This is a genomic window from Flavilitoribacter nigricans DSM 23189 = NBRC 102662 (genome assembly GCF_002646595.1).
Lineage (GTDB): Bacteria > Bacteroidota > Bacteroidia > Chitinophagales > Saprospiraceae > Flavilitoribacter > Flavilitoribacter nigricans.
The window spans coordinates 228,890-240,704 of sequence record NZ_PDUD01000010.1 but is presented as its reverse complement, the minus strand read 5'-3'; the positions used below and the strand labels follow the sequence as shown (position 1 = coordinate 240,704).

9 protein-coding genes are annotated in these 11,815 nt (G+C 53.5%); 3 read left to right on the top strand and 6 right to left on the bottom strand.

The annotated features are described in order from the left end of the window. Positions 1–175 precede the first annotated feature (175 nt). On the top strand, positions 176–2,554 hold the full coding sequence (locus tag CRP01_RS07175) for an APC family permease (RefSeq protein ID WP_099149337.1): 2,379 nt from the start codon (positions 176–178) through the stop codon (positions 2,552–2,554). A 122-nt stretch (positions 2,555–2,676) separates the two neighbouring features. Here the strand turns inward: CRP01_RS07175 and CRP01_RS07170 are convergent, their stop codons facing one another. The 5 genes from CRP01_RS07170 to CRP01_RS07150 all read right to left on the bottom strand — a co-directional run bounded on the left by CRP01_RS07170 (position 2,677) and on the right by CRP01_RS07150 (position 8,547). After that, complete coding sequence (locus tag CRP01_RS07170; protein WP_099149336.1) at positions 2,677–4,368, bottom strand: hypothetical protein; 1,692 nt, start codon at positions 4,366–4,368, stop codon at positions 2,677–2,679. A gap of 276 nt (positions 4,369–4,644) precedes the next feature. Next, positions 4,645–5,613 carry a threonine ammonia-lyase gene (locus tag CRP01_RS07165; protein WP_099149378.1) on the bottom strand — a complete coding sequence of 323 codons (969 nt, stop codon included), beginning with the start codon at positions 5,611–5,613 and terminating at the stop codon, positions 4,645–4,647. A 79-nt stretch (positions 5,614–5,692) separates the two neighbouring features. Further along, positions 5,693–6,715: a N(4)-(beta-N-acetylglucosaminyl)-L-asparaginase gene (locus tag CRP01_RS07160; protein ID WP_099149335.1), complete on the bottom strand. Its 1,023-nt coding sequence runs from the start codon at positions 6,713–6,715 to the stop codon at positions 5,693–5,695. Between the two features lie 56 nt (positions 6,716–6,771). Beyond that, positions 6,772–7,503, bottom strand: a complete 732-nt coding sequence (locus CRP01_RS07155; RefSeq protein WP_099149334.1) for a YqjF family protein — start codon at positions 7,501–7,503, stop codon at positions 6,772–6,774. 117 nt (positions 7,504–7,620) lie between these two features. Then, positions 7,621–8,547, bottom strand: a complete 927-nt coding sequence (locus tag CRP01_RS07150; protein ID WP_099149333.1) for an OmpA family protein — start codon at positions 8,545–8,547, stop codon at positions 7,621–7,623. A gap of 154 nt (positions 8,548–8,701) precedes the next feature. Between CRP01_RS07150 and CRP01_RS07145 the strand changes: the two genes are divergently transcribed. After that, complete coding sequence (locus CRP01_RS07145) at positions 8,702–9,883, top strand: carboxypeptidase-like regulatory domain-containing protein (protein WP_099149332.1); 1,182 nt, start codon at positions 8,702–8,704, stop codon at positions 9,881–9,883. 77 nt (positions 9,884–9,960) lie between these two features. Continuing rightward, entirely contained in the window at positions 9,961–10,176 is a 216-nt protein-coding gene (locus CRP01_RS07140) for a hypothetical protein (protein WP_099149331.1), read from the top strand. A gap of 34 nt (positions 10,177–10,210) precedes the next feature. Here the strand turns inward: CRP01_RS07140 and CRP01_RS07135 are convergent, their stop codons facing one another. Further along, the gene (locus CRP01_RS07135; RefSeq protein WP_099149330.1) at positions 10,211–11,698 is read right to left on the bottom strand and encodes a Na+/H+ antiporter NhaC family protein; all 1,488 of its coding nucleotides are present in this window, start codon (positions 11,696–11,698) and stop codon (positions 10,211–10,213) included. Between the last annotated feature and the right edge of the window lie 117 nt (positions 11,699–11,815).

Genomic DNA, 11,815 nt, shown 5'->3' with positions numbered 1-11,815 from the left:
GCCACAAGGATACATTTTCGCAGGTAGCCGGAAAATTCTTTTTGATCAGAGAAAAGTTTCTTAGTTTTCACTTATATAATCCGGCTCAAGCTTTGCCCTATCCGGAAGATACCGGCAATAGGCGGCAAAGCAGCAGATTGATAACCTAAACACTACGAGCTAATACACGAACAGCATGAACGGTAACACAGCGAATAAATTTGGTACGGCTCCGGTCTTTTTCACGGCGATATCTACCATTTTGGGAGCGGTGATGTTCCTGCGGTTTGGATTTGCCGTAGGAACAGTAGGATTATTCGGAACCATTGCGATCATCCTGATCGGACACGCGGTCACCATCCCCACGGCCATGGCCATCGGAGAGATTGCTACCAACCAGAAAGTAGAGGGCGGCGGTGAATACTATATCATTTCCCGTTCGTTCGGACTGGTGATCGGGTCTTCGATCGGTATTGCCCTTTTCTTTTCCCAGGCTATTAGTGTGGCCTTTTACATCATTGCCTTTTCGGAGGCTTTTGCTTCGCTGTTCGAATACCTGCTGAGTAATTATGAACTGCATCCGTCACTGATCTGGCTGCTGGAGAAGAAACAGACCGTGAGCATTCCGGCTTTGTTTTTGCTGACTGCGATCGTACTTTCCAAAGGCGCTGAGCTGGGGGTAAAAACCCTCTACGTGGTGGTGGTTACTCTATTCCTGTCGCTGGTGGCATTCTTCCTGGGAACGACGGCCTACCAATCACAACCATTCGATCCCTTTGCGACCGTTTACAATACCGAAGTTATCGACGATACCACCGTGGCCCGGAAGGACCTGCTACCGCCGGTGGACGACAGTACCACCGTACTGAACGAATCTCCGGTGATCGAACCCCGGCAAGCGGATCCGGATCCGGTCAATAATAGCTCGGAATTGCCGATCAGCTTCTTTACGGTATTCGCCATTATCTTTCCGGCCTTTACCGGCATGACGGCGGGAGTCGGTCTGTCCGGCGATCTGCGGGACCCCGGGAGGTCCATTCCACTGGGGACCCTGGCGGGAACGCTTTCCGGTATGGTGATCTACTTTTTCATTGCCTATAAACTTTCCGCATCGGCCAGTCCGGAAGATCTGGCGGATACCAGCCGATTGGTTATGGCCGATATCGCCTGGCAGGGCTGGTGGATCATTCCCGTTGGTCTGGCGGCGGCTACGATCTCTTCGGCCTTGGGCTCCATACTGGTGGCGCCGCGTACGTTACAGGCCATTGCCCGGGACCGGCTGTTGCCTTCTACACCGATCAACTACTGGTTATCCCGGGGGCGCGGGAAAACGGACGAACCTTTCAATGCCACCCTGGTGGTGATCGTGATCGCTTTCGCTTTCATCATGATGGGCGGGCTGGATTTTGTGGCGGAGATCATCTCCATGTTCTTCATGGTGACCTACGGATCACTCTGTCTGATCTCCTTCCTGCAGCATTTTGCGGCGGATCCGTCCTATCGGCCTACCTTCCGTTCGCGCTGGTATATTTCGCTCTTCGGGGCCATCGCCTGTTTCGGTCTGATGTTCTTTATGAATCCCGGCTACGCGATCCTGGCGCTGGTCTTCATGACGATCATCTACCTGGTGGTGAGTGCCTACAATCCGGAAAAGAAAAATATCGCCGTGATCTTTCAGGGGGTAATCTTCCAGTTAAGCCGGCAGTTGCAGGTCTTTTTGCAAAAAGCGGACAAGGAACAAACGGCCAGCTGGCGCCCGTCGGCGGTCTGTATTTCGGAATATTCGTTCGACCGGCTGGCGGCTTTCGATCTGCTGCGCTGGATTGCCCAGCGTTACGGATTTGGCACCTATATCCATAAGATATCGGGCTACTTATCCAAAACCACCCACCTGGAGGCTCAGGAAGCCCAGGACCGGCTGATCCGGATGGCGGAAGCCAGCAAAAGTAATGTGTATATCGACACCCTCATCAGTCCGAGTTACACTTCGGCGATTGCGCAGGTGATCCAGCTTCCGGGCATTTCCGGCACGGAAAATAATTTGCTGTTACTGGAATTCTCTAAGCACAAACCTGACAATCTGGAGGACATCGTAGATAACTTCAAGCTGGTCAAATCTGTTGATTTTGACGTTCTGTTGCTGGGTAGCAGCGAGCGGGGATACGGACTGAAACAGAGCATTCATATCTGGATCACTTCCAACGATTATGAAAATGCCAGTCTGATGATCCTGTTGGCCTACGTCATCCTGGGGCACAAAGAATGGAACAGTGGTTATATTAAGATCTACGCCCTGTATCCCGATGAGATCTGCGACCGGGAACGGGAGCAGTTGGGCAAAATGATCGCGGCGGGTCAGTTGCCGATCGCTCCGAAAAACATTCAGGTTATCCCCCGTAAACCGGATATCGATCCACGGACTGTGATCAACGAAAAAAGCAAGGATGCGGACCTGACGATCGTCGGTTTCCGCGATGAAGTGCTCAAGCACGATGGGGTAGACGTCTTCTCCGGCTACGAAGAGATCGGCAATACGCTGTTCGTGAATGCAGCGGAGCAGAAGAAGATTAAGTAAAGTCGTGGTTACCGTTGACGGTCTCTTTCACCCGCCCGGGTAAAAAAGACCGTCGATGCGTGTTGATAAACGGAACGGTATGGACGTTCAGCCTTTCGGTAAAATCGTCAAAGATCTTTATGTTATTTCAACCAGCTACGCTGAGCCTGGTACAATTCAAACTGATCTTTGGAAAACTGGATAAAAGATCCCGCTTGGTCCAGCTGTGGGAAATTTGCCATATCGGGCGTACCCCGATAGTCCCGTAAATGTTCATAATGTCCTTTACTGTGTAAAAAGACCGATTGCGTGAAACCTGCACGGGCGGGTTGGGCCGGATACCAGATGCTGACCTGGTGGCCGCCGGACGGCTGTTCCAGGTATTGATCATCGTCCCGGGCCAGGGTGCCGGTATAGACCTGTTGGTCACTGGCAATGGCGTAGCCGGGTTGATATTCGCTGATCTGTACCTCTGACGGATTCGGGCTGAAATCAGCCGCAGCGTAATCCAGTTCCCAGAATAAATGACCACCCTCAACTTTAAGGCGAACTTCGTCACCCCGGTGGGTACTCAGATCGATCGGTACCACCAGATCGCGGAAGGCGATGGGGCCGACGTTTTCGATCCGGTTCACCAGCTGCCACTGGTCGTTTTCCCAAAGATAAATACCCAGGCGAAGCCCCTGGTCATCCATCATCCGGCGTACGTTTTCGGCGGGTATATCGGCCATCTGGGCGGCCCACTGAGTGTAATTATCCCCGAGCATTTCCGTCATGGCACCGAACATCATGGTCGACCAGTAAGAGCTCCGGGCATTCAGCACCAGCTTCATTTCCCGGCTTGCCTGCGGCTTTTGGAAGCGGAGGTCCACGTAGTTTTGCAGGAGTTCACCCGCTTCGTAGTAATACGCCAGCTCGTCTTTGGCAGTCATTAGAGGGAGCAGATCTTTACCGTCCGGGGCTAAGGCCGTGATTGGCCGTTGGGGCGCGACAATAGTGTGGGGCCGGCCGGTTTGATCGAGCAGTACCGTGCTGTTCTTCGGGTGTTCGACCACTACCAGACTCGTCAGGTTGATATGGTGGAATTCATTCTGTTCATTCGTGAGCCGGATCTGGTAACCGTGATCTACCGGTGTAATGTCCGGGAGTGGAAGATAGTCGTGTCTTTCCAGCTGCGGGAAAATAGCGCCGGCAAAAACCTCACCCTGCAGTCGGAAGGTCTTCCCGTCGTGTGCATACACGAAAGGACAGGAAGCCGACTGGTAGTGACTCGATGTGGTCATCTGAAAGCTGGGAGGTCTCTCTCTCGATTCGGCAATGGCGGCCCCGGTAATAACCAGCGGAATACTCAGCCCCAGAATACTGGCGGCGTAGGAAGCGCTCGTGGCCTGTTTATCCTTGTCGTAAACGTGTACTTCTGTGATCGCCCAGTCGGGAACGAAATAACTTCCGATCTCCAACGGAAACTCGGCGTCATCATTGATAAAGATATGGACTTCTTCCAGGATGTACTTTTCGGTCGGACGGTACCGGGTAGGTTTTTGGTAGTCTTTCGGGTTGCGGTTCCGGTAGGGTGGGAGAGCGGATAGGTTACCGTGCAGCGAGCCCTCCTGAAAATACGGATCGACCAGGTGCATAGCGACTCCCTGGTGGTGTAATACGTAATAATCGGCCCGCTGGATCGTACCGGTCTGGACGGTAGCTCTGAAGTTTTTCAGGCTGGTGTTCTGCACTTTATAAAATTCGTGGAAACACCCGGCGGAAAAGACAAACATCAGCAGGGCGAGGAAATAGACGATACTTCCCCGGATCCTTGGTTGGTGAATGAATAGCATAAGGCAAACTTTTTGGGTTAGAGAAAAGATTGCTATTCAGTCAGGAAAATTGTAAACCCGACGCGAAGGAGTACGGAGAAAATCCCCGAACTTCCGGTAGGTCGGTATAGCTAAATATCCGGAAAAGATGGGAATAAAGTAATGACGGCTGGGGGGGAGTCGTGTGATTTTGGTCAGGTTCCATCGCTCCTGGTGATCGTCTACAACCCGCGAACGATCACAGCAAGATGCCAACTTTGAATCCGTGGACAATTGCTTAATGCTTACCGATCCATTCTAAAAAGGCAGTTTCTCCAGGTCCACATTACCGCCCGTCAGGATCATCCCCACTCGCTGGCCGGCAAACACTTCCGGATAGGTAAGCACGGCCGCAAAAGGTACGGCACAGGACGGTTCAATAACGATCTTCATCCGCTCCCAGATCAGCCGCATGGCCCGGATGATCATTGCTTCTTCTACGGTGTTGATGCGTTCGACGTGTTCGCGGATGATAGTGAGGGTCTTCTCACTTAGGTTGGTGCGCAGGCCGTCCGCTATGGTGTCGATCCGGGTATTGGTTTCCACCCGGCCACTTTCGAAAGCACGGGCTGCGTCATTCACTATTTCGGGTTCGGCCCCCATGATGTGGGAGTCCGGAGAAAAATACGAGCTACTCAGTGCGGTACCGCTCATCAGTCCGCCACCACCAACGGGAGCCATAATGATGTCGAGCGCAGGTGCGTCTTCGATCAGTTCTTTGGCGGCGGTAGCCTGCCCGGCGATCACGTGGTAATCATCGTAGGGGTGGATAAAAGTAGCTCCAGTTCTGGCCACTACCTGATCCAGGGTTTCCTGCCGCGCTTCGATCGTGGGCGCGCAGGAGATCACTTCCGCTCCGTAGCCCAGGGTGGCGGCCCGTTTACTGGCCGGAGCGTTTTCCGGCATCACGATATAGGCCGGCACGCCGAGATACTGTGCCGCCCGCGCTACGGCCTGAGCGTGATTGCCACTCGAATGGGTCGCAATCCCTTTTTCCAGTTCCGCTTTGGTCAGCCGCAGCGCCGCACTGGCCGCTCCGCGCATTTTAAAAGCGCCGACTTTCTGAAAATTTTCACATTTGAAAAAGAGCTTGGCGCCGGAGATCTGATCCAGACTGTCGCAGGTCATTACCGGTGTCCGGTGGATTAGATCAGCGATCGCCAGATGGGTGGCCTCGATATCGGCCCGGCTGGGCACCTGTTGCAAAACGGGAAGTTTGGGAGACATATGGCTTGGTAGTAAGGCGGTGAGACGGAAAGTCGCCGCGGGCATTTGGATAATCCCGGCGGCGACTTTCCTAAGTGCTTTATTTTAATTCAAATTCCGAATCAATGACCTGATTGTCTTCACCCTGGTAGATGGTGTACTTAAAACCTTCGGACAGGGAATAAGCACCGTGCTCGCCCTTTTTGTTGATGGCGATAAAACCGACCTGGGGTGGAGTATCCATACCTTTCAGGTGTTTTTCGCTGATCCGGCGAACGGCTTCCTCGCAGGCGGCCTGCGGGCTGGCGCCGTTGCGCATCAGTTCAACGACCAGAAAAGATCCGAGGGTTTTCATAACCAGTTCGCCGAGACCCGTAGCGGTAGCCGCACCTACTTCGTTATCCACGAACAGTCCGGCACCGATAATGGGGGAGTCGCCCACCCGTCCCGGAAGTTTATAGGCCGCGCCGCTGGTGGTACAGGCACCGCTGATGTTCCCGTTCTTATCGATTGCCAGCATACCGATGGTATCGTGCTGGTTTTCGTCTACTTTCGGGTCCACATGGTCCGCCAGCCATTTCTCGTAGGCCGCTTTGGAACCTTCCGTCAGCAGGTCGGTTTCTTCGAAACCGTTTTCCTTGGCGAATGCCAGGGCCCCGGAACCGCTGAGCATCACGTGCGGCGTTTCGTCCATCACCAGCCGGGCTACCGAGATCGGATGCAGGATATTTTTCAGATAAGTAACGCTCCCGGCATTTCCGGTCTCGTCCATTATACAGGCATCGAGGGTGACGATTCCGCTGCGATCGGGCAGTCCACCGTAACCTACCGAGGTATCCTTCGGATCCGCCTCTACGACCTTTACGCCCATTTCCACCGCATCCACCGCGCGGCCGCTCTCGCCGATCACCCGCATGGCTTCTTCCGTTGCCGGGAGGTGGGGCCAGGTTGCGATCACCACCGGCGTACCCGCTTTAGAATTTGGATTGACGGGATCCGAGGGCCCCTGCTGATCGGTCGTGTCGGGTGTTTCGGTCGCCGTCGACTCACAGGCAGCAGCGGCGCTACTGATAGCAATGGCCCCAAGGAGGCCTTTTTTGATAAATTTTCTGCGTTTGAACATTATAATTGGTTTATTCCAGTAGTTTTCCTTTTAACCGGGTATTTGGCTGGGATTGATCAGATACGTTTTCCTTCCCGTACGATCACTTTGGAGCCTTCCGCCATGAAGACGGAAAGTGGTTCGGCGGCCATCGCTTCCGCGAAAGGGGCACCGTACAAACGGGAGGCATCACACTGGATATCGTAAGAATGGACATTGTGGATCCGCCAGGAGGGATGCTCTACTTGGTACTCCGTAGTGCGGTCCGGCTTCTGGCGGACGTATCCCCAGTAGTGTTCGGTGATAAATTCGGCTTCTCCGCCTTCTTTCAGCGGTACCGGATTGGGATCGGCCTTAACCCCCAGATGCTGCCACTGCTGGTCCTGTTTCCAGCCGTATTCTACGTAGAGTTCCTGACTGGCATCTTCCCAGCGGTGGCGGGTGGGCATGGTAACGTAGTGTTCGCCGTAGAAGGTATTAGCGACCAGCGTGATCGCTGCTTTGGGGACGATCTCTTTGATGAACACCGTGCCTCGCTTCCAGCCCAGCTCGGGGTCTTTGTAGCGAACGTAGAAGCGTAAGTTGATCTCTTCAAAATTTTTGTGGAAAGGGATGGGGATCCCCTTGAGGCGTGTATCGAGAAACATAAAGCCGACCAGGCTCACGTAGTGACGCTCCTTCCAGGTATCCAACTCCGTTCCGAACGGTACGAAAGGTTGAAGAACCTTCGGATCAATTTCGTAATTGGCCATGATCAGGCGACGCCATTCGGCCGTGAGAAAGACTGCTTGTGGCTTTATCGGTTGCATCTCGCAATTAAGCAAGAAAGGCCGAAAATATGGAATAATGGCGGCACTTTTTGATGTTCCGGTCGGATAATGACCGGCTTGCAGATCCGACCAACTCCCCAAATGACTGACTGCGTATCAGTAATACTCGATCTCGATGACCACCCGCCGGTTGCGGGCTCTTCCGGTTTCCGTATCGTTACCGGCAATGGGTTGGGTTTCCCCCCGTCCTTCGACCGCGAAAGCAACCTGACGATCGGTGAAATGTTTTTGCAAGGCGGCCTGTACCGCCTGGGCCCGCTCCCTGGAAAGACGGGCATTGTAGGCCGGAGTACCGGTATTGTCGGTATGACCGGTAATGGAGATCCGTCGGACGGCATTCAGCCGGAGTTTATCGGCCAGACTGTCGAGTAAGTGTACCGCCGGAGGCAGGAGTTGATTACTGTTGTGCGCGAAGAGCAGCTGCTCCTGGCTGAGGGTCACGGTATCCCGCACCAGCCCTTCGTCCTCCGAGCCCAGATCGTGGTAATACCGGCCATCAAGCTGGACGCCGTAGCGGGTTGGGTAAGCCTGGTAGTACCACAGACGTACCGGATAGGTACCGGCCCGCAAGGCCACCGAATCCACTCGCAGTCGCATCCGGTGGTCTTTATCATTATCCACGATCTTTTGGCCGTCGATCCACAGAATGGTCCCGTCGTCCGACTTGGTGGCGAACTGGTACCAGCCGGTCTTGGGAATTTTCACCGTGCCGGTAAAAATGATCCCGAAACCCTGGGTGAGGTTTACGCCGGGAAAAGGCGTTTCCTTAATGTCACTGTCGGGAAAGTCGATGCGATCCCAGTGGATGGTATCCACAACGGGCAGCTTGAGGATATCGTTGCCGTAGCCGAGTTTGACCCGTTTGATGGGGATCTTATAAACGACTCCCTCAAAAGCGGAGAAGACAGGGATCGGCAGGCTATCCTGGAAAGCTGCTGTACCGGATAAAGGTATCTCGGCAACGGCTTGGATTAGCGTAAAGCAAAATAGCAGAGTACAGAGCGAAGCGCATATGGATCTCATCGGACGTTGGATTATGAATGAAAGTTTGTGATCATAATGATCGGGAGCGGCAAAAGTCACAGGGATAGGGCTTCTGCCAATATTAGCAAAAACCAAGGTCAGGGCTCAGTTGTTGGATGTACAAAATGATTTCCCGACATGTAAAATTCAGCCTATGCGCGCTTTAATGACACTCCTGGCCCTGGTGGCCGGCCTGCATTTCCTCTGCGGCCAATCCGTCTTATCCGGACGGGTAACGGAAGCCGGCAATCAGCAGCCGGTACCTTTCGCAACCGTTTATTTCGATGGGACAACCACGGGCCAGACTACCGATGAAGACGGGCGTTTCCAACTTTCGGTATCCGGCATTGAATTGCCGGCCGTGCTGGTAGTCAGCCATGTCGGTTACGAAACGCTGACCCTGCCGGTAAAGGACACGAAAGAAGAACTGCAACTGGAGATCCGCATCCGGGAGCAAGTAATGAGTACCGTGGTCGTCCAGGATCGCAATCAGCGGCAGAAGAACCTGCAGGAATTCCGGCAGCTGTTCCTGGGGAGTGACGCATGGGGGCAGGCAGCCCGTATCCTCAACGAAGAAGCGCTGGTCTTTAACCGGGACTACGTAAACCAGAAGCTCGTGATCCGGAACGATTATATGCGAAAGATGGTGCAGGATGCCAAACGGCCGAATATCCAATGGGCAGCTGACGGCAGTTACGTGACTTTCGATCAGGCGGTCAACCTGGAAGCGACCGCCAAAGTGCCTCTGGAAGTCGAATTGCCGGACCTGGGCTATACCGTGCGGGTGGACCTTAAGAGCTTTGAGACGATCTATAAGCAGGGAACGACCTCCTATTTCGGGCATTTCTTTTTTCAGGGAAAAGAAGGCGGGGATGCGAAACGAAAAAGACGATTCGAGAAGAAACGAGAAAGGGCTTATTACAATTCCTCCCTCCATTTTCTGCGCGCACTGTACCAGGGAGCCTTAGCGGAAAACGGCTATCGCCTACTGGAAGAGGAGCGAAAGGGCGATGGGAGAAACACGGCTATCGTCCCTTTTGATATCCAGCCTTATCTGAAACCGGTTGGTAACGATCAGCTGGAGATCACCGGTCTGGCCGGCCGCAATCTGATCGTTCTCTACTATGGTGACCGCAAAGGCCAGCCGCTGCCGGAGTCCAGGTGGAAGAATAGACAACCCGTACAGTCCGGCCTGCATTTCGGGGATCAGGAATGCGTCATTCGGGCGGATGGGACCACCGGGGAAAGCAGCCTGTATTTCAGTGGTAATTTAGGCAATCGCGGGGTCTCCTGGCTTTTGCCGAGCGACTATCAGACGGAGGCTGAAAATAAGTAAGTTAAAATTGCAAAACCAGTTCCACGCTACCGAACCTTTAGGGCTTGACGGATAGTTATTTATCTAAAACAAAGCCCATGAAATACTTAGTATATATCATCATAGTCTGGCTGCTGAGCCTCTGGGCCTGCACCCCGGCTGAAAACAGTCAGGATATCCGCCTGGAGCGGGATAACAATCTGAAAAAATTCAGAGATTACGACTGGCCCGCGCAACGAGAAGCTTACGGCCAGTCTATGTACTGGGAATACCAGCGATTTGACCGGTACGCTTACCAGGGACTGTTTGCTTAAACATTTACTAACCACCTGATGGCCGTACGCGGGATCAAAAAATACCGATCAGCAGATACATGATCGCGGCCAGTCCACCCGCCAGCAAAGCGTAGGGGAACTGAGTTCGGACGTGTTCAATGTGATCCGTCGCGGAAGCCATCGAGGAAAGAATGGTCGTATCCGAGATCGGAGAACAGTGATCGCCGAATACTCCCCCGCCGATAGCGGCGGCGATGGCCATGTAGATATTGGCATCCATTTGTTCGGCCATCGGCACTACGATCGGGATCATGATCCCGAAAGTCCCCCAGGAAGTCCCCGTTGAAAAAGCGATAAAACAACTGACCAGAAACGCCAGGAAAGGTACCAGGCCGGGAGACAGCCAGGACCGCGTGATATCGGCTACATAAGTACCGGTATTTAGTTGTTTACAAACTGCTCCAATGGCAAAAGCCAGCAGCATCAGCAGCGCCAGCGGCATCATGCCGGATATTCCCTTTAGCGTGAGATCAAACATTTCCCGGATGCCCATGATCCCCTGCGCTTTGTACAGGATCATTGAGGAAAATATGGAGGTCAGTACGGCCACCAGAACGGAGGTGGAACCGGAGCCCTGACCGATAGCGTAGAAAACCTGATTCAGCCATCCGGCATCCGGGCGGTTGGTCACCGCCGCTTCCCAGCCGGTGTAGGCGAGCATGATCGGCATCATAAGCACCATGATCAGTACCGGAATGATCATATTGTAGGTGCGAGGGGTGACGCCTTCGGCAACCTCTACTTCGGTCAGTTCATCAGCTACCATCGGCTGGGCACCGTCGGCCAGTAATTTCCCTTCTTCCCGTACCCGTCTTTCCGCTTCGGCCATGGGGCCGAAATCCTTCTGACGTAACACGATTACCAGGACCAGAATGAGCGCCAGAATCGGATAAAAATTGTAGCGCATGGCGCTGAACATCGTGTAGAAAGGATCGCTGAATCCCTGTGCCACCAACAGCCCCATAATAAATGCACCCCATCCGTTGAAAGGGATCAGAATACTGGAGGGTGCGGAACTGGAATCGGCAATGTAGGCCAGCTTTTCCCGGGAGATGCCCAGCTTATCGAATACCGGCCGGTACAGTGCTCCGACCGTCAATACGGAAATACTCGATTCAACGAAGATCAGCAGACCGGTCAGCCAGGCCAGTAACTGAACGATGATCCGGTTGCTTCCACTCCTTTTTGCCTCGTACCGATCCAGGAATGCCGTAACCCTGCGGATAAATCCTTCCACCCCGCCGCTACGCTGGATAAAAATGATCAGCGCGCCTACCAGAGCGGCAAACATAATGGTACGGGTATTGCCCGGATCCTGAAAGACGTCCACCAGCGCCTGCACCGTAGCCAGGGTACCCATAATGGGCTGAAAACCGCTGATGATCATCCAACCCAGCCAGATCCCGAAAAGCAGAGAGATAAAAACCTGCCGGGTAGCAATGGCCAGCACGATTGCAATGATCGGAGGTAAAAGAGAGAGGAAACCGTAACTTTCTTCCATAAGGCCTGATTCGTTTGGCTAAAAATAGCAATTTTTTTTACTGCATAGCTTTTCTTCCAGGATTCAGTAACGGTGGGGGCTGGGCGCCGTGTGGGCCATGTTTTTTGAAAATTATGT

What these genes read in the sequence shown, in the direction of transcription:
- CRP01_RS07175 (WP_099149337.1), top strand. Translation starts at nt 176, where the DNA reads ATGAACGGTAACACAGCGAATAAATTTGGTACGGCTCCGGTCTTTTTC.
- CRP01_RS07170 (WP_099149336.1), bottom strand. Translation starts at nt 4,368, where the DNA reads ATGCTATTCATTCACCAACCAAGGATCCGGGGAAGTATCGTCTATTTC.
- CRP01_RS07165 (WP_099149378.1), bottom strand. Translation starts at nt 5,613, where the DNA reads ATGTCTCCCAAACTTCCCGTTTTGCAACAGGTGCCCAGCCGGGCCGAT.
- CRP01_RS07160 (WP_099149335.1), bottom strand. Translation starts at nt 6,715, where the DNA reads ATGTTCAAACGCAGAAAATTTATCAAAAAAGGCCTCCTTGGGGCCATT.
- CRP01_RS07155 (WP_099149334.1), bottom strand. Translation starts at nt 7,503, where the DNA reads ATGCAACCGATAAAGCCACAAGCAGTCTTTCTCACGGCCGAATGGCGT.
- CRP01_RS07150 (WP_099149333.1), bottom strand. Translation starts at nt 8,547, where the DNA reads ATGAGATCCATATGCGCTTCGCTCTGTACTCTGCTATTTTGCTTTACG.
- CRP01_RS07145 (WP_099149332.1), top strand. Translation starts at nt 8,702, where the DNA reads ATGCGCGCTTTAATGACACTCCTGGCCCTGGTGGCCGGCCTGCATTTC.
- CRP01_RS07140 (WP_099149331.1), top strand. Translation starts at nt 9,961, where the DNA reads ATGAAATACTTAGTATATATCATCATAGTCTGGCTGCTGAGCCTCTGG.
- CRP01_RS07135 (WP_099149330.1), bottom strand. Translation starts at nt 11,698, where the DNA reads ATGGAAGAAAGTTACGGTTTCCTCTCTCTTTTACCTCCGATCATTGCA.